At 61.9% G+C, this 21478-nt stretch carries 28 protein-coding genes; 14 read left to right on the plus strand and 14 right to left on the minus strand.

Annotated features, from left to right (window positions below; all coding sequences use genetic code 11):
- Positions 1-72 precede the first annotated feature (72 nt).
- On the plus strand, positions 73-1080 hold the full coding sequence (yejK, locus tag MFF34_RS03715) for a nucleoid-associated protein YejK (RefSeq protein ID WP_027595625.1): 1008 nt from the start codon (positions 73-75) through the stop codon (positions 1078-1080).
- A gap of 25 nt (positions 1081-1105) precedes the next feature.
- Here yejK and MFF34_RS03720 read toward each other — a convergent pair whose 3' ends face one another.
- The 4 genes from MFF34_RS03720 to MFF34_RS03735 all read right to left on the minus strand — a co-directional run bounded on the left by MFF34_RS03720 (position 1106) and on the right by MFF34_RS03735 (position 4007).
- Entirely contained in the window at positions 1106-1390 is a 285-nt protein-coding gene (locus MFF34_RS03720; protein ID WP_027595624.1) for a GIY-YIG nuclease family protein, read from the minus strand.
- A gap of 17 nt (positions 1391-1407) precedes the next feature.
- A complete protein-coding gene (locus MFF34_RS03725) occupies positions 1408-1884 on the minus strand; it encodes a nuclear transport factor 2 family protein (protein ID WP_238210351.1) in 477 nt (158 codons plus the stop codon).
- Positions 1885-2062: 178 nt separating this feature from the next.
- The gene (locus MFF34_RS03730) at positions 2063-3343 is read right to left on the minus strand and encodes an MFS transporter (RefSeq protein ID WP_238210354.1); all 1281 of its coding nucleotides are present in this window, start codon (positions 3341-3343) and stop codon (positions 2063-2065) included.
- 13 nt (positions 3344-3356) lie between these two features.
- Positions 3357-4007 (minus strand): FadR/GntR family transcriptional regulator, encoded by a 651-nt coding sequence (locus MFF34_RS03735; protein WP_238210355.1) that lies wholly within the window; start codon positions 4005-4007, stop codon positions 3357-3359.
- Positions 4008-4145: 138 nt separating this feature from the next.
- Between MFF34_RS03735 and MFF34_RS03740 the strand changes: the two genes are divergently transcribed.
- Complete coding sequence (locus MFF34_RS03740) at positions 4146-5327, plus strand: alkaline phosphatase family protein (protein ID WP_238210363.1); 1182 nt, start codon at positions 4146-4148, stop codon at positions 5325-5327.
- Between the two features lie 94 nt (positions 5328-5421).
- Here the strand turns inward: MFF34_RS03740 and hisC are convergent, their stop codons facing one another.
- The 10 genes from hisC to MFF34_RS03790 all read right to left on the minus strand — a co-directional run bounded on the left by hisC (position 5422) and on the right by MFF34_RS03790 (position 13424).
- Entirely contained in the window at positions 5422-6468 is a 1047-nt protein-coding gene (gene hisC, locus MFF34_RS03745) for a histidinol-phosphate transaminase (protein ID WP_027595619.1), read from the minus strand.
- A gap of 2 nt (positions 6469-6470) precedes the next feature.
- Positions 6471-7796, minus strand: a complete 1326-nt coding sequence (gene hisD / locus MFF34_RS03750; RefSeq protein ID WP_027595618.1) for a histidinol dehydrogenase — start codon at positions 7794-7796, stop codon at positions 6471-6473.
- A 126-nt stretch (positions 7797-7922) separates the two neighbouring features.
- Positions 7923-8558, minus strand: coding sequence for an ATP phosphoribosyltransferase (gene hisG, locus MFF34_RS03755; RefSeq protein ID WP_033701084.1), 636 nt, complete (start codon positions 8556-8558; stop codon positions 7923-7925).
- Positions 8559-8728: 170 nt separating this feature from the next.
- Entirely contained in the window at positions 8729-9994 is a 1266-nt protein-coding gene (gene murA / locus MFF34_RS03760) for a UDP-N-acetylglucosamine 1-carboxyvinyltransferase (RefSeq protein ID WP_027595616.1), read from the minus strand.
- A gap of 23 nt (positions 9995-10017) precedes the next feature.
- Entirely contained in the window at positions 10018-10257 is a 240-nt protein-coding gene (locus MFF34_RS03765) for a BolA family protein (protein ID WP_003255121.1), read from the minus strand.
- A 119-nt stretch (positions 10258-10376) separates the two neighbouring features.
- Positions 10377-10679 carry a lipid asymmetry maintenance protein MlaB gene (locus MFF34_RS03770; RefSeq protein ID WP_027595615.1) on the minus strand — a complete coding sequence of 101 codons (303 nt, stop codon included), beginning with the start codon at positions 10677-10679 and terminating at the stop codon, positions 10377-10379.
- Positions 10676-11323 carry a phospholipid-binding protein MlaC gene (locus MFF34_RS03775; RefSeq protein WP_027595614.1) on the minus strand — a complete coding sequence of 216 codons (648 nt, stop codon included), beginning with the start codon at positions 11321-11323 and terminating at the stop codon, positions 10676-10678. Before MFF34_RS03775 ends, MFF34_RS03770 begins: the two co-directional genes overlap by 4 nt.
- A 9-nt stretch (positions 11324-11332) precedes the next feature.
- Positions 11333-11818, minus strand: coding sequence for an outer membrane lipid asymmetry maintenance protein MlaD (gene mlaD, locus MFF34_RS03780; RefSeq protein ID WP_027595613.1), 486 nt, complete (start codon positions 11816-11818; stop codon positions 11333-11335).
- A complete protein-coding gene (gene mlaE, locus MFF34_RS03785) occupies positions 11818-12615 on the minus strand; it encodes a lipid asymmetry maintenance ABC transporter permease subunit MlaE (protein WP_027595612.1) in 798 nt (265 codons plus the stop codon). Before mlaE ends, mlaD begins: the two co-directional genes overlap by 1 nt.
- The gene (locus MFF34_RS03790) at positions 12615-13424 is read right to left on the minus strand and encodes an ATP-binding cassette domain-containing protein (protein WP_016501329.1); all 810 of its coding nucleotides are present in this window, start codon (positions 13422-13424) and stop codon (positions 12615-12617) included. Before MFF34_RS03790 ends, mlaE begins: the two co-directional genes overlap by 1 nt.
- Before the next feature lie 246 nt (positions 13425-13670).
- Between MFF34_RS03790 and MFF34_RS03795 the strand changes: the two genes are divergently transcribed.
- The 12 genes from MFF34_RS03795 (at position 13671) to MFF34_RS03850 (ending at position 21444) form a co-directional block, all read left to right on the plus strand.
- Positions 13671-14645 carry a KpsF/GutQ family sugar-phosphate isomerase gene (locus tag MFF34_RS03795; RefSeq protein ID WP_027595611.1) on the plus strand — a complete coding sequence of 325 codons (975 nt, stop codon included), beginning with the start codon at positions 13671-13673 and terminating at the stop codon, positions 14643-14645.
- Positions 14646-15170, plus strand: a complete 525-nt coding sequence (locus tag MFF34_RS03800; RefSeq protein WP_238210365.1) for an HAD family hydrolase — start codon at positions 14646-14648, stop codon at positions 15168-15170. It abuts the gene before it with no gap.
- 8 nt (positions 15171-15178) lie between these two features.
- The gene (gene lptC / locus MFF34_RS03805; RefSeq protein ID WP_238210367.1) at positions 15179-15751 is read left to right on the plus strand and encodes an LPS export ABC transporter periplasmic protein LptC; all 573 of its coding nucleotides are present in this window, start codon (positions 15179-15181) and stop codon (positions 15749-15751) included.
- Positions 15738-16262: a lipopolysaccharide transport periplasmic protein LptA gene (gene lptA / locus MFF34_RS03810; RefSeq protein WP_027595608.1), complete on the plus strand. Its 525-nt coding sequence runs from the start codon at positions 15738-15740 to the stop codon at positions 16260-16262. The genes lptC and lptA overlap by 14 nt, the downstream gene beginning before the upstream one ends.
- Positions 16263-16988 carry an LPS export ABC transporter ATP-binding protein gene (gene lptB / locus MFF34_RS03815; RefSeq protein WP_027595607.1) on the plus strand — a complete coding sequence of 242 codons (726 nt, stop codon included), beginning with the start codon at positions 16263-16265 and terminating at the stop codon, positions 16986-16988. It abuts the gene before it with no gap.
- Between the two features lie 175 nt (positions 16989-17163).
- Positions 17164-18657 (plus strand): RNA polymerase factor sigma-54, encoded by a 1494-nt coding sequence (locus MFF34_RS03820; protein ID WP_027595606.1) that lies wholly within the window; start codon positions 17164-17166, stop codon positions 18655-18657.
- Between the two features lie 79 nt (positions 18658-18736).
- Positions 18737-19045 carry a ribosome hibernation-promoting factor, HPF/YfiA family gene (gene hpf, locus MFF34_RS03825; RefSeq protein ID WP_003255135.1) on the plus strand — a complete coding sequence of 103 codons (309 nt, stop codon included), beginning with the start codon at positions 18737-18739 and terminating at the stop codon, positions 19043-19045.
- Positions 19046-19057: 12 nt separating this feature from the next.
- Positions 19058-19522 (plus strand): PTS IIA-like nitrogen regulatory protein PtsN, encoded by a 465-nt coding sequence (gene ptsN / locus MFF34_RS03830; protein WP_027595605.1) that lies wholly within the window; start codon positions 19058-19060, stop codon positions 19520-19522.
- Positions 19523-19524: 2 nt separating this feature from the next.
- Positions 19525-20379, plus strand: coding sequence for an RNase adapter RapZ (gene rapZ / locus MFF34_RS03835; RefSeq protein WP_027595604.1), 855 nt, complete (start codon positions 19525-19527; stop codon positions 20377-20379).
- A gap of 20 nt (positions 20380-20399) precedes the next feature.
- Positions 20400-20672: an HPr family phosphocarrier protein gene (locus MFF34_RS03840; RefSeq protein ID WP_027595603.1), complete on the plus strand. Its 273-nt coding sequence runs from the start codon at positions 20400-20402 to the stop codon at positions 20670-20672.
- 87 nt (positions 20673-20759) lie between these two features.
- The gene (locus tag MFF34_RS03845; RefSeq protein ID WP_238210370.1) at positions 20760-21131 is read left to right on the plus strand and encodes a type II toxin-antitoxin system RelE/ParE family toxin; all 372 of its coding nucleotides are present in this window, start codon (positions 20760-20762) and stop codon (positions 21129-21131) included.
- Positions 21124-21444, plus strand: a complete 321-nt coding sequence (locus MFF34_RS03850; RefSeq protein ID WP_238210372.1) for a helix-turn-helix domain-containing protein — start codon at positions 21124-21126, stop codon at positions 21442-21444. Before MFF34_RS03845 ends, MFF34_RS03850 begins: the two co-directional genes overlap by 8 nt.
- Positions 21445-21478 lie beyond the last annotated feature (34 nt).

Raw genomic sequence — 21478 nt, forward strand, 5'->3', positions numbered from 1 at the left:
CTTGTCTCTGGGGTAAACTGGACGACTTTTGCAGCGCGGCCGTGCACCGCCCCCAGACTCGCCGAGGACTTCATGCCAATCCGTCATTGTATCGTTCACCTGATCGACAAGAAGCCCGATGGCAGCCCCGCCGTGCTGCACGCACGCGATACCGAACTGGGCGCGTCAGATGCCATCGAAAACCTGCTGGCCGACCTCAACGACAGCTACAACGCCAAGCAAGGCAAGGCGTGGGGCTTCTTCCACGGCGAATCGGGTGCCTACCCGCTCAGTGGCTGGTTGAAGCAGTACCTGGAAGCAGAAAAGGACTTCGCGGCGTTCAGCCGCATCGCCGTCGAACACCTGCAAAAGCTGATGGAAGAGTCCAACCTGTCCACCGGCGGGCACATCCTGTTCGCCCACTACCAGCAAGGCATGACCGATTACCTGGCAATCGCCTTGTTGCACCACAGCGAAGGCGTGGCGGTGAATGCGGACCTCGATGTGACGCCATCGCGCCACCTGGACCTCGGCCAACTGCACTTGGCGGCGCGCATCAACCTGTCCGAGTGGAAGAACAACCAGAATTCCAAGCAGTACATCTCGTTCATCAAAGGCAAGAACGGCAAGAAAGTCTCCGACTACTTCCGTGATTTCATCGGTTGCCAGGAAGGCGTCGACGGCCCAGGTGAAACCCGTACCCTGCTCAAGGCCTTCAGCGACTTCGTCGAGAGCGAAGACTTGCCCGAGGCGTCGGCCCGCGAGAAGACCCAGACCCTGGTCGACTACGCCACCACCCAAACCAAGCTGGGCGAGCCGGTGACCCTTGAAGAACTGTCCAGCCTAATCGACGAAGACCGCCCGAAGGCGTTTTACGACCACATCCGCAACAAAGACTACGGCCTGTCGCCGGAGATCCCTGCAGACAAACGCACCCTCAACCAGTTCCGCCGCTTCACTGGCCGTGCCGAGGGGCTGTCGATCAGCTTCGAGGCGCACCTGCTGGGCGACAAGGTTGAGTATGACGAGGTGGCGGGGACCTTGATCATCAAGGGGCTGCCGACGCAGCTGATCGATCAGCTGAAGCGGCGCAAAGACTGATACCGCCCGGGGCGCGTAGCGCGCCCTAGGCGTTGCTGAACGAGGCCACCAGCGCCTCCTTGGCCGATTTACGCAGCCGCTTCACCAGCCGCTCCTGGCGCAGCGCTTCGCCTTTGTCGGGCCACTGCTCGACATACACCAGCGCCTGCGCCGGGCTGGTCTTGAAGTATCGCGCCCCCTGCCCTTTTTGATGCGCCAGAAAGCGCCGCTGCGGGTCATCACTGATCCCGCAATACAGCGACCCATTGGCCGCCCGCACCAGGTAGACATACCAAGGTTTTACCGCCTGATCCGGCACTGCTTCACTCACGACGCCTGCTCTTTCCGTTAGCTGCCTTGGCTGTGCTGAAACGCCCGCAGCCCTTTGAACGCCTGCTGGCGCACCTTGTTCTGAATCAGCGGCGACCAGCCGAGCAGCACCCCGGGCGCCCCCAATGCCTGGCGCGACCAGCGCCAAAGGTCGAAGCTGTCGTCATGCTGGCAGATCAAGCCATCGCGAATGACAAAACGTGCCTGGATAGCGTTGACCACGGTACGGCCGGTCTGGCTGAACAGGTAGGTCGCGACCCAGTGCGCACTGCCACCGCGCTCGTCCGCACGGACGTTGTCGAAGGTCAGGGTGAAGTCCTTGGCGCGGGTGGTGAGCATCCGCCACATGTCGCCTGCATCCTTGCCGCGCAGGGTACCGAAGACCGGGTCGCTGAAGACGATATCGTCGCTGTAACAGGCCACCATGGCCTCGGCATCCAGCCGCTGGAAGGCCTGGTAGAAGCGGGTGATCAGGTCGCGGTTGGCGTCGCTCATGGGGCAGGTCCATCCTGGGATCGAAAGGTGCACGATAATCTGCTCGATGCGCTTACGCCAGTGCCGGCCCATTCGCGGGACAAGCCCGCTCCCACAGGAGCCCGCAGTGCCTGAAAGCACTCCCATCCTGTGGGAGCGGGCTTGTCCCGCGAATGGGCCGGCACTGGCACAATCAGTCTCAGACTTTTTCGCTGGTCACCTGCACATGCAACGCCCGCCCAGCCCCAAGCCCGAAAACAATGGCACCCAGGCCTAGCACGGCAAAGATCCACCCCAGTGCCGCCCAGCCACCGGTCAGGTCATGCACCAACCCCACCGCAAACGGCCCCATCGACGCCAGTGTGTAACCCACCCCTTGCGCCATGCTCGACAGGTTCGCCGCCACATGGGCGTCTTTGGAGCGCAGCACGATCAACGTCAATGCCAGGGCAAACGTCCCGCCCTGCCCCAGGCCCAACAGCACCGCCCACCCCCACAGCCCGGAAATAGGCGCATACAGGCAGCCAAACAGCCCGGCCAGGGTCACCAGCATGACAATTACGATGGCCAAGCGCTGGTCCTTGCCGCGCGTGGCCAGCCAGGGCGCACTGAGCGAGCTGATCAATTGCACGATCACCGAGCCCGACAGCACCAGCCCCGCCTCGGTTGGGCTCAGACCACGACCCATCAGAATCGAAGGCAACCAACCGAAGACGATATAGGCCAGCGACGATTGCAGGCCCATGTACAAGGTCACCTGCCAGGCCAATGGATCACGCCACAGGCCACGCACTCGATAGGCAACCTTGTGCAGGCCGTGCCCCTGGCGCGCCTGCGGCAGCCAGACCAACATGGCCAACAGTGCCGGCACGGCCCAGAAGCCCAGCCCCAGCGTCCAGTTGCCTTCGTAGTGCTGGGCCAGGGGCACCGTGGCGCCGGCCGCCATGGCCGCCCCCAGGCACAGCGCCATGGTGTAGACCCCGGTCAAGGTGCCGGCATGCTGTGGGAAGTCGCGCTTGACGATGCCCGGCAACAGCACGCCGATAATGCCAATGCTGGCGCCGGCCATGAGGCTCCCCAGGAACACCCCGGCCACCCCAAAGGCACTGCGCACCACAATGCCCAAGGCCAAGGTCAGAAGGATGCCGAGGATCACCCGTTCACTGCCAAAACGCCGCGCCAGCACCGGCGCCAGTGGCGCGAACAGGCCCAGGCAAAGTACCGGCAAGGTGGTCAGCAAGCCAGCCTGCAAGGCGCTCAAACCCAGGCCTTCGGACACCAGGCCCAGCACCGGCGCCATGCTCGACAAGGCCGGCCGCAGGTTCAGCGCCACCAATACCAGGCCCAGCAGCAACAGCCAGGGCCGGCGCAGCAGCACAGGCTGTTGCTGCACCTGCTCGTCATCGGCTTCGGCGTCGATCAGCAGTTCGTCGAGTTCCCGCTCGCCGGGCGGGTTGCTACGGGTCATTGATTCAGCCATGGGCTTCTCGTGGTCAGGATTCGATGAGGGTCCGGCTCAGGCGCTTGGCCCGCTCCGAATCACGTTGCTCGATGGCGTCGAGGATTTCCCCGTGCAGATCGAACGTGGATTGGCAGCGCGGAACGGTGGTCATGTTGTGCTGCAGCGCAGCGGCCACCACGCCGGAGAAGTACCGGTACAACTCACTCAATGCCGGGTTGTGGGCGGCATCCACCAAGCGCTGGTGAAACACCAGGTCGCAGCTCACATACGCATCGATGTCACCGTGAAAATGCCCGGCGCTGCCCGCAAGGGCTTCACGCAACCCTTGCAGGTCGGCGTCGGTGCGGCGCAGCGCTGCCAGGCCGATGGCCTCGGCTTCGAGGATATGGCGAGTCTCCCGCGCCTGCTCGGGCGTGCAGCGGGACATCGCCTGCACCGCCATCAACGGGTCCTGAGCCGTGCGCAGGTAACTGCCATCGCCCTGCCGTATTTCCACCAGGCCGCTGAACGCCAGCACGCGCATGGCCTCACGCACGGTATTGCGGCTGATGCCCAATTCCTGGGCCAGCTCCGGCTCAGTCGGCAGGCGCTGCCCTACCTGCCAGTCGCCGTTGAGGATGCGCTCGCGCATGCGCTCCACGGCAAGTTCGACCAGGGAACGCTTGGTCAGCTCTACGCTCATTACATTCAACCAATCATCCGATGAATTGCTGCAGCCTAATGGAAAGCCCTCTGAACAGCAAACCACCTGGTATTTCTGCCAGTTGTGAGCAGCACGCTTTATTGCAACGCTCGCTGTACCGTTCCCGGATGCCCCATCATGCGATTATCAGCCCTGCTTCTGATGACACTGACGCTGTTGGCAGCTTGCGACCCGGCGCAGCATGCGCGCCAACCGAAAACCCTGATCATCGGTATCGAAGGCGTGCAACTCGACCGTTACGAAGCATTGGGCGACGCCAGCAATCTGCAGCAACGTCTGTATTACGGCAGCGCCTACACCGGCGGCATCACCGGCAAGGCCAGCGAACAGCCAACGCTCAGCGGCCCTGGCTGGGTCACCCTGCTCACCGGGGTCTGGAGCAACAAGCATGGCGTTGACTCGAATGCCGAGTCGCTGCGGGTCTCCCTGGCTTTCCCCAGCCTGTTCAAACGGCTGCGCCAGGCGCTGCCCACCGCCTACCTGTCCAGTGTGGTGAACTGGTCGTCGATCAACACCGCGTTCCTGCTCGAGGACGCCCACGGCAACGACGTACGCGAGAGTGGCCTATCCGACGATAACGTCATCGCGCGGGCGCTGCAGATACTCGACACCACGCCCGCCGACTTCACCTTCATCCAGCTGGGCGAACCTGATGCAGCCGGCCACAACGGTGGTTTCGACAACCGCTACCAGCAGGCACTGCGAAAGGCCGACAACCAAGTGGGGGAACTGCTGGACGCGGTCGACCTGCGCAGCCGCCGCCATCCGCGTGAAGACTGGCTGGTGATTGTCAGCACGGACCATGGCCGCGACTATTGGGGCAAAGGCCTTGGCGGCGTCACAGAACAGGAAAAGACCATCTTCATCGCCAGCAATAAACCGCTGAACAAAGAACTGACCCAGCCCAGCATTCCGAAAGAAAACCCAGGGCCGAACAACCTGTACCGCTTGCCTGCGCAGACCTCAGTAGCGCCCACTGTGTTGCGCCACATGGGGCTGACACTCGAGCCGCAATGGCTACTCGACGGAACACCCCTGCTCGGTAACACGGGCGCTCGCAAAGCAAGGGCCGATGAAGCCACTGCCCGCCTGCGCTGGCACAGTACTGCCAAGGGCTACTTGACCATCCTCAAGAACGGGCATGTGGTTGCACAAGTACCGGCTGGGGCCGAACAGTGGACCGACCCGGACGGCATGGATGACGTCAACGACTATGTGCTGCTACTCGATGGCACCCCGGCGGCCGTACGCAACAGGCCTGCCGGCATGCCGTACAGCATCGAGGAAATAGCCTATTGAGAGCCAGGTTCAGCCCTGAAAGCAAAAACCCCGCCTGGCAATCAGTGCCAGGCGGGGTCAGATCGAAGCAGGCGGCTGCTTGAGCCTACCTTGATCAGTTCAGCGCATCGAGCAACGCCTGGTTCATTTCCGGCGTACCGATGGTAATCCGCAGGAACTGGGCAATCCGCGCCTGCTTGAAGTGCCGCACGATCACGCCTTGCTCACGCAAGCGGGCCGCCAACTCGGCCGCATCCTGCTGCGGGTGACGGGCGAAGATGAAGTTGGCCGCCGACGGCAGCACCTCGAAGCCCTTGGCCGTCAGCTGCTCGACCAGCACTTCACGGCTGTCGATCACCTTGCGGCAGGTTTCTTCGAAGTAGGCACGGTCTTCGAACGCCACGGCCGCACCGACGATCGCCGCACGGTCCAGTGGGTAGGAGTTGAAGCTGTTCTTGATCCGCTCCAGCGCTTCGATCAGGTCCGGGTGGCCCACTGCCAAGCCAACGCGCAGGCCAGCCAGCGAACGGGACTTGGACAGGGTCTGGGTCACCAGCAGGTTGTCGTAGCGGTCTACCAGGCTGATGGCCGTCTCGCCACCAAAGTCGATGTAGGCCTCATCTACCACCACCACCGAATCCGGGTTGCCCTGCAGCAGCTGCTCGACCGCTTGCAGCGGCATCAGGCAGCCGGTCGGCGCATTCGGGTTGGGGAAGATGATCCCGGCATTCGGCTTTTTGTAGTCCTCGACGCGGATCTGGAACTGCTCGTCCAGCGCCACTTGCTCGTAGGCAATGCCGTACAGGCCGCAGTACACCGGATAGAAGCTGTAGCTGATGTCCGGGAACAGCAGCGGTGCATCGTGCTGGAACAGGCCGTGGAAGATGTGCGCCAGCACCTCGTCCGAACCGTTGCCGACAAACACCTGCCCCGGGGTGACGCCGTAGTACTCGGCCACCGCCTGCTTGAGCCGGTCACCGTTCGGGTCCGGGTACAGGCGCAGGTTGTCGTTCAGCTCGCCGCGCATGGCTTCCAGCGCCTTGGGCGACGGGCCATAGGGGTTCTCGTTGGTGTTGAGCTTGACCAGGCGGGCCAGCTTGGGTTGCTCGCCCGGCACGTAAGGCACCAGGTCCTTGACGAAGGGGCTCCAGAATCGACTCATGCTCAGTTCCCCTTCTCTTGGGTCAGGATACGGTATTCGGCGCTGCGGGCGTGGGCGGTCAGCGACTCGCCACGGGCCAGGACCGAAGCGGTGTGCCCCAGCTCGGATGCGCCCTGCTCGGAGCAGAAGATGATCGACGAACGCTTCTGGAAGTCATACACCCCCAGTGGCGACGAAAAACGCGCGGTGCCGGAGGTTGGCAACACGTGGTTGGGGCCTGCGCAGTAGTCACCCAGTGCTTCACTGGTGTGGCGGCCCATGAAGATTGCACCGGCGTGGCGAATCTGCGGCAACCAGGCCTGCGGGTCGGCGACCGACAGCTCCAAGTGCTCAGGGGCGATGCGGTTGGCCACGTCGATGGCCTGCTGCATGTCACGCACCTGGATCAGCGCGCCGCGGCCATTAACCGATTTCTCGATGATCTCGGCGCGTTCCATGGTCGGCAGCAGCTTGTCGATGCTGGCGGCAACGCGGTCGAGGAACTCAGCGTCCGGGCTGACCAGGATGGCCTGGGCGTCTTCGTCGTGCTCGGCCTGGGAGAACAGGTCCATGGCGATCCAGTCCGGGTCGGTCTGGCCGTCACACACCACGAGAATTTCCGACGGGCCGGCGATCATGTCGATGCCGACCTGGCCGAACACGTGGCGCTTGGCGGTGGCGACGTAGATGTTGCCCGGGCCGACGATCTTGTCCACCTGCGGCACGCTCTCGGTGCCATAGGCCAGCGCAGCGACGGCCTGTGCGCCACCCACGGTGAACACACGGTCGACACCGGCGATGCAGGCAGCGGCCAGCACCAGTTCATTGACCTCGCCACGCGGGGTCGGCACCACCATGACCACTTCGGTCACACCCGCGACCTTGGCCGGAATGGCGTTCATCAGTACCGAGGACGGGTACGACGCCTTGCCACCCGGTACGTACAGGCCAGCGCGATCCAACGGTGTGACCTTCTGGCCCAGCACGGTGCCGTCAGCTTCGGTGTACTGCCAGGAGTCCTGCTTTTGCCGCTCGTGGTAGATGCGCACGCGCTCGGCGGCTTTTTCCAGGGCTGCACGCTGGGTGTCGGTAATGCGCGTCAGGGCAAGCTCAAGGCGTTCACGGCCAAGAATCAGGTCATCGATGGACTTAGCATCGACACCATCGAAGCGCTGGGTGAACTCCACCAGCGCCGCATCGCCGCGTTCGCGCACGGCCTTGATGATGTCGAGCACGCGCTGGTTGACCGCGTCATCGGACACACTTTCCCAGCTCAGCAGATGATCCAGATGTCGGGCGAAATCCGGATCAGCGGCGTTGAGACGGGCAATTGCAGTGGACACGGTCATGGCGAGGGCCTCGATTATTAGCGAATGCTCAGGCGCCCTAGGCTACCAGTCCATCCGCGCGGGCACCCGAGAAAAGTGGCTATGACGCGGATAGACGGGCGCGACAGCGGAGGTCGCGCGCAGGAGTCAGCCGCGGTGTCGCGATTCGACGGCCTTGCGCAGGGTGTCGATCAGGCTCTGGATACGGGCGTGCTGCATCTTCATCGATGCTTTGTTGACCACCAGGCGGGAGCTGATCGTGGCGATCATTTCCTGGGGTTCCAGGCCATTGGCGCGCAGGGTGTTGCCAGTGTCGACCACGTCGATGATCTTGTCGGCAAGGTTGATCAGGGGTGCCAGCTCCATCGAGCCATACAGCTTGATGATGTCGACCTGACGGCCCTGCTCGGCGTAATAACGCTTGGCGACGTTGACGAACTTGGTGGCCACGCGCAGACGGCCCTTGGGCTCAGGTGCGCCGACCACGCCAGCGGTCATCAGCTTGCAGCAGGCAATCTGCAGGTCCAGCGGCTCGTACAGGCCCTGGCCGCCGTACTCCATCAGCACGTCCTTGCCAGCCACACCGAGGTCGGCGGCGCCATGCTCGACGTAGGTCGGCACGTCAGTGGCACGCACGATCAGCAGGCGCACGTCGTCCTGCGTGGTGGGGATGATCAGTTTACGGCTCTTGTCCGGGTTCTCGGTCGGCACGATACCGGCCTCGGCCAGCAATGGCAGGGTATCGTCGAGAATTCGGCCTTTGGATAGCGCGATGGTCAACATGGGAAACGTCGGTCCTTAAGCGGCTACTGCCGGCCGGGCCTAGGCCCGACCTCATTCAATTCGTGTGTGGGAGCGGGCTAGCCCCGCGAACACCGGCAACGCCGGTGCCATACACCGCAGTGCCTCCTTCGCGGGACAAGCCCGCTCCCACATCGTGCGCCTGTGGGCTATTAACCCGGTACGCGGCGGATCTTGGCGCCCAGCATCTGCAGTTTTTCCTCGATGCACTCGTAACCACGGTCGATGTGGTAGATGCGATCGATCAGCGTATCGCCTTCGGCCACCAGCGCCGACAGTACCAGGCTGGCGGAAGCACGCAGGTCGGTGGCCATGACTGGCGCGCCCTTCAGCGTCTTGACGCCGGTGACGATGGCGGTGTTACCTTCGACCTGGATCTGCGCGCCCATGCGGTGCATTTCGTAGACGTGCATGAAGCGGTTTTCGAAGATCGTCTCGATCACCGCGCCAGTGCCTTCGGCGATGGCGTTGAGCGAGATGAACTGCGCCTGCATGTCGGTCGGGAACGCTGGGTACGGCGCGGTACGCAGGTTGACAGCCTTGGGCCGCTTGCCGTGCATGTCCAGCTCGATCCAGTCTTCACCGGTGGTGATGTCGGCGCCCGCTTCCTTGAGTTTTTCCAGTACCGCTTCAAGGATGGTCGGGTCGGTGTCCTTGACCTTGACGCGGCCGCCGGTGACGGCTGCGGCGACCAGGTAGGTACCGGTTTCGATACGGTCGGGCATGACGCGGTAAGTGGCCGAGTGCAGGCGCTCGACGCCTTCGATGGTGATGGTGTCGGTGCCAGCGCCCTGAACATTGCCGCCCATGGCGTTGATGAAGTTGGCCAGGTCGACCACTTCAGGTTCACGGGCAGCGTTTTGCAGCACGCTGCGGCCTTTGGCCAGGGCAGCGGCCATCATAATGTTCTCGGTACCGGTCACGCTGACGGTGTCGAAGAAGAAGTGCGCACCGCGCAGGCCACCCTCAGGCGCCTTGGCCTTGATGTAGCCGGCTTCGACTTCGATCTTCGCGCCCATGGCTTCAAGGCCACGGATGTGCAGGTCGACAGGGCGCGAACCGATGGCGCAACCGCCAGGCAGGGCTACTTCAGCCTCGCCGAAACGTGCAACCATCGGGCCCAGCACCAGGATCGAGGCGCGCATGGTCTTGACCAGCTCGTACGGCGCGACCAGGGTCTTGATGGTGCGTGGGTCGATTTCCACGGCCAGCTTTTCGTCGATCACAGGCTCGATGCCCATGCGCCCGAACAGCTCGATCATGGTGGTGATGTCGTGCAGGTGCGGCAGGTTGGCCACAGTGACCGGGCCGTCAGCCAGCAGGGTCGCTGCCAGAATCGGCAATGCCGCGTTCTTCGCGCCCGAAATGCGGATCTCGCCGTCAAGGCGAGCGCCGCCAGTAATAATCAGTTTGTCCATTGGAGTCTCGCCGCCAAGTTGGCTCAGGTGCGCTCAGCCCAGGCTGCGCTGCTGAAAAATTTCATGGTTACCGCATGGATGCTGCCATTGGCGATCCAGGGATTAAGGTGAGCATAGATCGCCTGCTGACGCTTGACCGGGCTCAGGCCAGCCAACTCGTCGCTGATCACGTTCAATTGGAAGTTGCAGCCTTCGCCTTCAACTTCGACCCGGGATCCCGGCAATTTTTCTTCAAGGAAGCTTTTAACTTCTACGGCCTGCATGCTCAACCTCAATCGGCGCCCGATGCGCACGGGTCGGCCATCATACAAAAAAGCCCCTCGCCTGCGAAGCCCACTGAGGGCGTGCGCTGACCGAGGGGCCATCCTTCAGTGCATTGCCATCAAGTAGCCAGCACTTCATCGAGGTCATAAACCCCGGCAATTTCCCGCATGTCGTCGGGCATACCGCGTACTTCGAAGGCCTTGCCGGCCGCCTGGGCATCGCGGATAAACGCCAGCAGCAGCGACAGGCCGACGCTGGACGATTTCGCCACGGCCGAGCAATCCAGCACCATGTGCGGCTCGCGCGAGGCGTCGATCAATGCCTTGCCTTGCTTGCGCAAGGCCGGGCCGCTGCGATAGTCCAGCACGCCGGTCAAACGCAGTACGCCCGGCTCGGCCATGCTTACGCCAGCCTCACTCATTGCACTGCCTTCTCGGGCGACTTATCGGCGGTTTCCTTGGCCTTGGCCACTTCACCGGCCCAACCATCGATGGTCTTGTCCAGGTTGTTGCCGTTGCGCTGCATGGCATCGGCGAACTGGTCGCGGAACAGTTTGCCGATGTTGATGCCGTTGACGATGACGTTACGCACCTTCCACTCGCCGGCAATGTTCTCCAGGGTGTACTGCACCGGGTACACGGCGCCGTTGTTGCCGGTCACCTTCATGCCGACGCTTGCACGCTTGCCGTCATCAGCCTTGGCCGGGTCAACGACGATGCCCTGGTTGTTGTATTCCAGCAGGGCGTTGCCATAGAACTGCATCAGGCTGCGCTTGAAGTTCTCCTGGAAGCGCTGCATCTGCTCAGGCGTGGCCTTGCGCGAATACTTCACGGTCATGATGCTGCGGGAAATGCCGTCAGCGTCCACCACCGGGCCCAGGATGCGGTTGAGCGCATCGTAGAAGGCGTTGGGGTTGGACTTGTACTGCTCCTTGTTGGCCTTGAGGTCGCCAAGCAATTCGTTGGTCGTGCCTTGCACCACATCGTGAGGCGTCTGCGCCGCCACGGTCAGCAAAGGGAAGGCCGCCAGCAGGACCAGCAGGCCACGTCGCAGGATCGAAATCATGGAAACTCCTTAATTAGCCGGTTGCGCTTCTTTCGGTTCCTTGCCAACGGAGTTGAGCAGGAACTTGCCAATCAGATCTTCCAGCACCAGTGCCGACTGGGTGTCGTGGATGGTCGCGCCATCCTTGAGCACGTCGTCTTCGCCGCCCACGCTGATGCCGATGTACTTCTCGCCCAGCAACCCGGCGGTCAGGATCGAAGCAGTGGAGTCGGTCGGCAGGTTGTCGACGGTCTTGTCCAGCTGCAACGTCACCCGACCGGTGTAGGAATCACGGTCCAGATCGATGGCGGTGACCTTGCCGATCGTCACACCGGCCATGGTCACTTTAGCTCTGACCGTCAAACCGGCGATATTGTCGAAGTACGCATAAACTTTATAGGTATCGCTGCTCGGGCTGGCCGACAGCCCGCTGACTCGCAGGGCCAGCAGCAGCAGCGCCAGGATCCCGGCCAGGAGGAACAGGCCGACACCGATTTCCAGGGTGCGGTTTTGCATCAGAAATCTCCAAACATCAAGGCGGTCAGAATAAAGTCCAGACCCAGGACAGCCAACGAGGCATAGACCACGGTCTTGGTGGTGGCACGGCTGATCCCTTCTGAGGTGGGCTCACAGTCGTACCCCTGGAATACGGCGATCCAGGTGGTGACGAAGGCGAACACCAGGCTCTTGATCAAGCCGTTCAGCACGTCGTCGGTGAAGGAAACACTGTTCTGCATGTTGGCCCAGAACGAGCCCTCGTAGACGCCCAGCCAATCCACGGCGACCCACGACCCACCCCAGATGCCGACCACGCTGAAGATCAGCGCCAGCAGCGGCAGCGAGATGAAACCGGCCCACAGGCGTGGCGCAACGATGTACTTGAGCGGGTCGACGCCAATCATTTCCAGGCTCGACAGCTGCTCGGTGGACTTCATGTTGCCAATTTCGGCGGTCAAAGCAGAACCTGCGCGGCCGGCGAACAACAGTGCGGTCACCACCGGCCCGAGCTCACGCAGCAGGGTCAGGGCCACCATCTGCCCGACCGCCTGTTCAGAACCGTACTTGGTAAGGATGCTGTAGCCCTGCAGCGCCAGCACCATGCCGATGAACACACCAGACACGACGATGATCGCCAGCGACAGCACGCCCACCGAGTACAGCTGCTTGGTCAGCAGCTGGAAGCCACCGCCAATACCGCCACGCCCGATCAGCGCATGGAACAGAAACAGACAGGAACGCCCGAGCACGGCCAGCACGTCGATCGCCGAGCGACCGAACAGGCGAACACGTTCGAGTAAGGATTTTCTGCGCATCAACGCGCCCCCAGCAGGTCGGCGCGGTAATCAGGCGCGGGAAAGTGGAAGGGTACCGGGCCATCCGGGTCGCCTTTCATGAACTGGCGAATACGCGGATTGTCCGAGCCCATCAGCTCGTCAGGCGTGCCCTGCCCCAGCACCTGGCCATCCCCTACCACGTAGATGTAGTCGGCGATGCTGGCGGTTTCGGCCAGGTCGTGGGAAACCACGATGCTGGTGATGCCCAGGGCATCGTTGAGCAGGCGGATCAGGCGCACCAGTACCCCCATGGCGATCGGGTCCTGGCCGACGAACGGTTCGTCGTACATGAGGATCTGCGGGTCCAGGGCGATCGCACGCGCCAACGCCACCCGGCGCTTCATGCCACCGGACAGTTCGTCAGGCATCAGGTCGATGGCACCGCGCAGGCCGACAGCCTGCAGTTTCATCAACACGATGTCGCGAATCATCTCTTCCGACAGCTGGGTGTGCACGCGCAGCGGGAAGGCCACGTTCTCGAACACATCGAGGTCGGTGAACAGCGCGCCACTCTGGAACAGCACGCCCATCTGCTTGCGCGCGTCGAACAGGTCGCTGCGCGACAGCGTCGGCAGATTTTGCCCGGCTACCCATACCTCGCCGCTGGACGGACGCAGTTGCGCACCCATCAGGCGTAGCAATGTGGTCTTGCCGCAACCCGATGGCCCCATGATGCCGGTGACCTTGCCGCGCGGGATGCGTATGTCGACATTGCTGAAAATGCTGCGCGAACCGCGCTTGAAGGTCACTCCCTTCAACTCGACCGCGTAGGCGCTATCCACACTCATCTAGACTCCTTGCTAGTGCAGCCTCGTCCTAGTGGACGCTTGCCCTCATCGTGAAGGCACACGTGCCCCTGACAGGCCGAATAGCGGCGAACTATAGCACCGCTGACAGGGCGGCCCCAAGGCCATGGAACGTGTCGTTCAGCACAACGACAGACTTCCATGGCATTTGCCGGGCAATCGAAAGGATGAGGCTTTCTTCCATTGCGGCTATAATCGCCGCCTTTTCATCAGGCATTGTTTGACGACATGAGCCAATCCAGTGAGCTGATCCAGTCCGCCCTGCGCACCTTGCGCCTCGAAGTCGAGGCCGTGGAAAGCCTGGCGCCGCGCATCGACGCCAACTTCGTCAAGGCCTGCGAGCTGATTCTGGCCAGCAAGGGCCGGGTCGTGGTGGTCGGCATGGGCAAGTCGGGGCATATCGGCAACAAGATCGCCGCCACCCTGGCCAGCACCGGCACGCCTGCGTTCTTCGTGCACCCGGCCGAAGCCAGCCATGGCGACATGGGCATGATCACCCGGGACGATGTTATCCTGGCCCTGTCCAATTCTGGCAGCACTGCAGAAATCATCACCTTGCTGCCGCTGATCAAGCGCCTCGGCATCCAACTGATCAGCCTGACCGGCAATGCCGATTCGCCCCTGGCCCAGGCTGCCGAGGTCAACCTCGACGCCCGCGTCACCCAGGAGGCCTGCCCGCTGAACCTGGCCCCCACTTCTTCGACCACCGCAGCGCTGGTGTTGGGCGACGCCCTGGCCATCGCCCTGCTCGAAGCCCGTGGCTTCACTGCCGAAGACTTCGCCTTTTCGCACCCCGGTGGCGCCCTTGGCCGCCGCCTGCTGCTCAAGGTCGAGAACGTGATGCACGCAGGCGCCGAACTGCCCCAGGTGGCACGCGGCACCCTGCTCAAGGACGCGCTGCTGGAGATGTCGCGCAAAGGCCTGGGCATGACCGTGATCCTCGAACCGGACGGCAAACTGGCCGGGATCTTCACCGACGGCGACCTGCGCCGCAGCCTGGACCGCAATATCGACATGCACACCACCTTGATCGACCAGGTGATGACCGTGCATGGCAAGACCGCCCGCGCCGAAATGCTGGCCGCCGAGGCCCTGAAAATCATGGAAGACCACAAGATCAACGCGCTGGTGGTGGTCGACCAGGACGACCGCCCGACCGGCGCCCTGAACATGCACGACCTGTTGCGCGCCGGAGTAATGTAAATGACCCAGGATTTGATTCAACGTGGCCAGGCCATCAAGCTTGCCGTGTTCGACGTTGACGGCGTGCTCACCGACGGCCGCCTGTACTTCCTCGAAGACGGCAGCGAGTTCAAGACCTTCAACACCCTCGACGGCCAGGGCATCAAGATGCTCATGGCATCGGGCGTGACCACGGCAATCATCAGCGGGCGCAAAACCCCGGTGGTCGAGCACCGTGCGAAAAACCTCGGCATACCGCACCTGTACCAGGGCCGCGAGGACAAATTGGTGGTACTCGACGGCTTGCTCGCCGAACTCGGCCTAAGCTATGAACAAGTCGCCTACCTGGGCGACGACCTGCCCGACCTGCCGGTGATCCGCCGGGTCGGCCTGGGCATGGCGGTGGCCAACGCCGCCCCCTTCGTTCGCCAACATGCGCACGGGGTGACCCAGGCCCGCGGCGGTGAAGGCGCGGCGCGTGAATTTTGTGAACTGATCATGCAGGCCCAGGGCACCCTGGACGCTGCCAACGCACATTACCTTTAAGGCTGCTCATGTTCAGCAAGAAAGCCCGCAATATTGTGCTGCTCGTGGCCATCGGCGCCCTGCTGGCGGCGATCGGCTACTGGAATGTCAGCCCCGAGAGCTTCCTCGACCAGCCCACGGCCCAGGTCGACGAGAGCGCCATCGACTACTACGCGATCAATGCCCACAGCCTGCAGTTCCTGCCCGACGGCAAGTTGCAGTACGAAATGACCGCCGACAAGGTCGAACACCTGACGGCCACCGAGGTCACACTGGTGACCACGCCAGACCTGCACATGTACCGCGGCACCGAGTACCCGTGGCACGTGCAAAGTGTCCGTGCCGAGGTCAACCCGGACGGCACCGAGGTCGAGCTGATCGACCAGGTGCGCATTGCCCGCACTGACGAAAAGAAGCGTGAAACGATTATCACCAGCTCACGCATGACCGTATTCCCGCAGAAGCAATATGCGCAGACCGAGCAAGCCGTTAGAATCGACGGCGCCGGTGGCACGACCACGGGCAAAGGAATGAAAGCGTATTTGAAAGAAGGCAGGATGGACCTGCTCTCTAACGTAAGAGGACAGTATGAGGCTCGTTAAAACCCTCCCCCTTTTGCTCAGCCTGAGCGCAGCACTGGGAAGCGCGAGCGCCTTCGCACTGCCGACCGACCGTGACCAGCCTATCCGCATCCAGGCCGACAACGCGCACCTGGACGACAAGCAAGGCGTGGCCACCTACACCGGTGACGTCATCATCACCCAAGGCTCGATGATGATCAAAGGCAACACCGTGACCATGACCCGCGCCGCCAATGGCGACATCGACGTGGTCACCTCGGTGGGCAACCTGGCCTACTTCGAACAGCAGCAGAGCACCGCCAAGCCGGACAAGATGAAAGGCTGGGCCGTGACCATTCAATACCAGGCGCAGAAAGACACGGTGATCCTTACCGACCGCGCCAAGGTCGAGAATGAAGGCAACACCACTGAAGGCGAGAAGATCGTCTACAACACCAAGACCCAGGTTGCGACCGCCGGTCGTGGTGGCAACGTGACTCAACCACGTCAGCGCATCGACATGGTGATCCAGCCGAAGAAGAAGGCCGAGTAAATGGCAACCCTCAAAGCCCAGCACCTGGCCAAGAGCTACAAGGGTCGGCAAGTCGTGCGCGACGTCAGCCTGTCGATCGACAGCGGCCAGATCGTCGGCCTGCTCGGCCCCAACGGCGCCGGCAAGACCACCTGCTTCTACATGATCGTCGGCCTGGTCCAGGCTGAGCAAGGGCGCGTGCTGATCGACAACCTCGATGTCAGCCACCAGCCCATGCACGGTCGCGCGCGTGCCGGTATCGGCTACCTGCCTCAGGAAGCTTCGATCTTCCGCAAGCTGTCGGTGGCCGACAACATCATGGCGATCCTCGAGACCCGCAAGGAGCTCGACCGCGACGGCCGCCGCAAGGAGCTGGAAAGCCTGCTGCAGGAGTTCCACATCAGCCACATCCGCGACAACCTCGGCATGAGCCTCTCGGGTGGCGAACGCCGCCGTGTCGAGATCGCACGCGCCCTGGCGACCGCACCGAAGTTCATCCTGCTCGACGAACCCTTCGCGGGCGTCGACCCGATTTCCGTCGGTGACATCAAGCAGATCATCCACCACCTCAAGGCCAAGGGGATCGGCGTACTGATTACCGACCACAACGTGCGTGAGACCTTGGATATCTGCGAAACCGCCTATATCGTCAATGATGGCCGACTGATCGCCGAAGGCGACGCCGAGACCATCCTGGCCAATGAACTGGTCAAAGAGGTTTACCTGGGTCACGAGTTCCGGCTCTGACCCCGGGACGCACCTGGAGCACTGGCAAATCGACCCTGTCGGGGTTTAAGTTGTTACGGTGCTCTAGGCAAACGCTACAATTTAAGGCATAAAACTTGCTTGAATTTGGCGCTCCGGCGCCCTCGTGTAGTGGATGGCGCATGCGCGCCGGCGAACAAGGTATTAAGCCCCTGCCATGAAACCATCGCTCGTCCTAAAAATGGGCCAGCAACTGACGATGACTCCTCAGTTGCAACAGGCCATCCGCCTCCTCCAGCTCTCTACCCTGGACCTCCAACAGGAAATCCAGGAAGCGCTGGAATCGAACCCGATGCTCGAACGTCAGGAAGACGGCGAGGACTTCGACAACAGCGACCCGATGGCCGATAACGCCGAGAACAAACCGGCCGCCGAAGTCCAGGACAACAGCTTCCAGGAAAGCACCAACAGTGCCGAAAACCTGGAAGACGGCGAGTGGAGCGAGCGAATCCCCAACGAGCTGCCCGTCGATACCGCCTGGGAAGACATCTACCAGACCAGCGCCAGCAGCCTGCCGAGCAACGATGACGACGAGTGGGACTTCACCACCCGCACATCGGCCGGCGAAAGCCTGCAAAGCCACCTGCTGTGGCAGTTGAACCTGGCGCCGATGTCCGACACCGATCGCCTGATCGCCGTCACCCTGATCGACAGCATCAATGGCCAGGGCTACCTCGAAGACACCCTCGAAGAGATCTGCGCCGGTTTCGACCCCGAACTGGATATCGAACTGGATGAGGTCGAAGCGGTCCTGCACCGTATTCAGCAGTTCGAGCCTGCCGGCATCGCCGCACGCAACCTGGGCGAATGCCTGCTGCTGCAACTGCGCCAGCTACCGGCCAGCACGCCGTGGATGGCCGAGGCCAAACGCCTGGTCACCGACTTCATCGACCTGCTCGGCAGCCGCGACTACAGCCAGCTGATGCGGCGCATGAAGATCAAGGAAGACGAGCTGCGCCAGGTCATCGAGCTGGTGCAAAGCCTCAACCCGCGCCCTGGCTCGCAGATCGAATCGAGCGAGCCCGAGTACGTCGTGCCCGACGTCATCGTGCGCAAGGACAGCGACCGCTGGCTGGTGGAGCTGAACCAGGAAGCCATCCCGCGCCTGCGCGTCAACCCGCAGTACGCAGGCTTTGTCCGCCGCGCCGACACCAGCGCCGACAACACCTTCATGCGCAATCAGCTGCAAGAAGCGCGCTGGTTCATCAAGAGCCTGCAAAGCCGCAACGAAACCCTGATGAAAGTGGCCACGCAGATCGTCGAGCATCAGCGCGGCTTCCTCGACCATGGCGACGAAGCGATGAAGCCGTTGGTCCTGCATGACATCGCCGAAGCCGTCGGCATGCACGAGTCGACCATTTCGCGGGTCACCACGCAAAAATACATGCACACGCCCCGCGGCATCTACGAACTGAAATACTTTTTCTCAAGCCACGTCAGCACCGCTGAAGGCGGAGAATGCTCGTCCACAGCGATCCGCGCGATCATCAAGAAACTGGTTGCGGCGGAAAATCAGAAAAAGCCATTGAGTGACAGCAAGATCGCTGGTTTACTGGAGGCACAAGGCATCCAGGTAGCCCGTCGCACCGTCGCCAAGTACCGCGAGTCTCTCGGCATCGCACCGTCGAGCGAGCGCAAGCGACTGATGTAGCACCTGGTATGTGCCACAGCGTTTTTGGGGCAGGTGCAAGACTTGCCTCTTTATGCACGGGCAATAAAGGAGAAGCTGTATGCAAGTCAATATCAGTGGACAGCATGTAGAAGTCACCCAGCCGCTGCGCGATTATGTGCTTGAAAAGCTCGCCCGCGTGGAAAGTCACTTCGACAAGATCACTAACGTGCAGGTCATCATGAAGGTCGAGAAGCTGCAGCAGAAGGTCGAAGCGACCCTGCAGATTCCGGGCGGTGAAGTGGTAGCCAACGCGGAACACGAAGACATGTATGCAGCGATCGACGCCTTGGCCGACAAGCTCGACCGCCAACTGAAAAAACACAAGGAAAAACAGCAAAGCCTGCTGCAAGGTGCAGCTGCCCGCTGATCCCCCTCATCCATGATCCGACTTGAAACCATCCTGACCCCCGGCCGTTCCCTCGTGAACGTGCCGGGCGGCAGTAAGAAGCGCGCCCTCGAAAAGGTCGCCACCGTCATCGCCGAACAAGTGCCAGAGCTGGAGATGCAAGACGTCTTCGAAAAACTGGTCGCCCGTGAAAAACTCGGTTCGACCGGGTTCGGCAACGGCATCGCCATCCCCCACTGCCGACTCGAAGGATGCACCGCCCCGGTCAGCGCACTGCTGCACCTGGAGGCGCCGATCGACTACGACGCCATCGATGGCGCACCCGTGGACCTGCTGTTCGTCCTGCTGGTGCCCGAAGCTGCCACCGATGCGCACCTGGAACTGCTGCGCCAGATCGCCAGCATGCTCGATCGCAAAGAGGTCCGTGATCGTCTGCGTGCCGCCAGCAGTAACGAGGCCCTGTACCAGGTTGTCCTGGACGTACAGAACGAGCACTGAACATGCACCTGATCATCGTCAGCGGCCGGTCCGGCTCCGGCAAGAGCACCGCCCTCGATGTCCTGGAAGACAACGGTTTCTATTGCATCGACAACCTTCCCGCCGGGCTGCTGCCGCAGCTTGCGGAAGATGCCTTGATCAATACCGAGTTGCTGCAGCCCAAGGTCGCCGTGTCGATTGACGCGCGCAACCTGCCCAGCCACCTGACGCGTTTCCCCGAGCTGCTCGAAGAGGCCCGTGCCCGGCATATCAAGTGTGATGTGCTGTACCTGGATGCCGACGAAGACACCCTGCTCAAGCGCTTTTCGGAGACCCGTCGGCGCCACCCGCTGACCAATGCCGACCGTTCCCTGGCAGAAGCGATACGCGTGGAAAGCGACATGCTGGGGCCGATCGCCGACCTTGCCGACCTCAAGATCGACACCACCAGCCTCAACCTTTACCAGTTGCGCGACTCGATCAAGCTGCGCCTGCTCAACCAGCCAGAGCCTGGCACCGCGTTCCTGGTCGAATCCTTTGGCTTCAAACGGGGTATGCCGGTCGATGCCGACCTGGTGTTCGACGTGCGCTGCTTGCCCAACCCCTACTGGAAGCCCGAACTGCGTGAGCATTCTGGTCTCGAACAACCGGTAATCGACTACCTCGCCGCCCAGCCGGACGTCGAAGAGATGTTCAACGACATTTCCAGCTACCTGCTTAAATGGCTGCCCCGCTTCGCCGCCAGCAACCGCGCCTATGTCACCATCGCCATTGGCTGCACCGGTGGCCATCATCGGTCGGTGTACCTGACCGAACGCCTCGGCACGTTGCTGCAGCAATCCCTGAAAAACGTCCAGGTCCGCCACCGCGACCTCTAGCCCACAGGATCCACCCCACGATGCCCGCCCGCGAAATCACCATCATCAACAAGCTGGGCCTGCATGCCCGGGCGGCGGCCAAGTTCGTCGGCGTGGCCGGGCGCTTTCCCTGCCAGGTCAAGGTAGGCCGCGCGCCAGACAAGCTGGTAGACGGCAAGAGCATCATGGCGGTGATGATGCTCGCGGCAGGCAAAGGCACCCAAGTGCACTTGCTGACCGAAGGCGAACAGGACAACGACGCGCTGGACGCGCTGGTCGAGTTGATCAACAACTACTTCGACGAAGGCGAGTAAAGCCCGGCAACATCCCCTGCCAATTTTCAGCATGACCAAGAGCGCGTTTGTGTTTATACCTATATAGGTATAGATTAGGACGATGTCATGGATGCATTCAAACGTGTCAAACCGCTGTACTGGGTAGGAAGTAGCAAGAAGGATCTGCAGGAAGCGCCAAGCGATGTGCAGGATATTTTCGGCTTTGCCCTGCATTTGGCACAAGAAGGGGGCAAACACCCTCAGACGAAATGCCTGAAGGGCTTCACCGGTGCTGGCGTTCTGGAGGTGGTGGAAAACCACGACAGTGACACCTATCGCGCCATCTATACCGTAAGCCTGGGGGCTGCGGTGTACGTCCTGCATTGTTTCCAGAAAAAATCCAATTCAGGCATCAAGACACCCAAGCACGAATTGGACTTGATCAAGTCAAGGCTGAAGCAGGCAGTGGCTCACGCAAAAGGAACAACACATGATTGAGATCGAAGAAAGCAGCGGAAACGTCTATGCCGACCTCAACAGCGCAGACGCTGGCGAAATGCTGATAAAGGCACACCTGGCCAGCAAGATCTGCAGCATCATCAAGGCACGCCACCTGACTCAAGTGCAGGCAGCGGCAGTACTGGGGCTTCCGCAACCCAAGGTCTCCGAAATGATGCGAGGGAAGTTTCGCGGTATCAGCGAGACAAAAATGATTGATTGCCTGGCACGCCTTGGCCGCGACATTCAGATTGTGGTCAAGGCGGCGCCTCGCTCACGACGCGAGGGCCGGGTAGAAGTTATCTTCGCCTGACAACGTTGGCGAAGGGCAGCTGCCTTCACCACAT

It is taken from the genome of Pseudomonas sp. PAGU 2196, from assembly GCF_022179005.1.
GTDB lineage: Bacteria > Pseudomonadota > Gammaproteobacteria > Pseudomonadales > Pseudomonadaceae > Aquipseudomonas > Aquipseudomonas kermanshahensis.